Source organism: Caballeronia sp. LZ008, assembly GCF_031451435.1.
GTDB lineage: Bacteria > Pseudomonadota > Gammaproteobacteria > Burkholderiales > Burkholderiaceae > Caballeronia > Caballeronia zhejiangensis.
Map to the genome: position 1 here is coordinate 1 of NZ_JARUXK010000030.1, position 763 is coordinate 763.

Sequence of the window (763 nt, forward strand, 5' to 3'; positions counted from 1 at the left end):
GGCGTCGTCCCATTCGTAGCTGATGCTGCGCCCATCGAAGCCGGTCTGTTCGATCAACTGCCCGAGCGCGTCATAACGGAAGGTCGTCGACTCGTTGTTTTCGTTGCGCAGCGAGGCGAGCCGGCCCTGTTTGTCGTAGCGGTAGCCGATCCATTGGCCCAAGGTTCCGGGAACAACAATCGTGCGGCGAGAGTGCAATTCATTGAGCTGACCGTACCCGTATAGCGTCTCCGTGCCCGCGCCGTCACGGTACGTCAGCAAGTTGCCGTTGCCGTCCCATGTGAACTTTTCTTCCGTGCCGTCCGCGCGCGTGATGCGCTGAATCTGGCCGCGCGCATCGCGCCGGTAGACCGTTTCGTTGCCTTCTGCATCGGTCACGCGCGACAGAAACCCGCGCTCGTCGTAGGAATACAGCGTCGCGTTGCCCGAGCAGTCGGTCGCCCTCATGAGACGGCCGCCGTTGTCATAGTCGAACTGGCGCGCGCCGCCCTTCGGATCGGTCAGCGAAATCAGCCGTCCGCGTGCGTTCCACGAATATTGGGTCGTTCGGCCCGCCGCGTCGGTGACGGCAACCGGTCGCCCGAGCGCGTCGTAATCCGTCGTGCTCACGTCGCCGGTCGGACTCGTCACCTTCACCGGCAAGCCCGCGTCGTTGTACTCGGTGCGCGTGGTCTGCGAGAGGGCGTCGGTGACGGCGCTTACACGCCCTTGCTCGTCGTATTCGAAGCGCTGCACCTGACCGAGCGCGTTCTTCGTGCTGACG

1 pseudogene is annotated in these 763 nt (G+C 64.0%); it reads right to left on the reverse strand.

Going from position 1 to position 763, the window contains the following annotated elements:
• A pseudogene (locus QCE49_RS34670) lies at positions 1–763 on the reverse strand (RHS repeat protein); the annotation flags it as partial.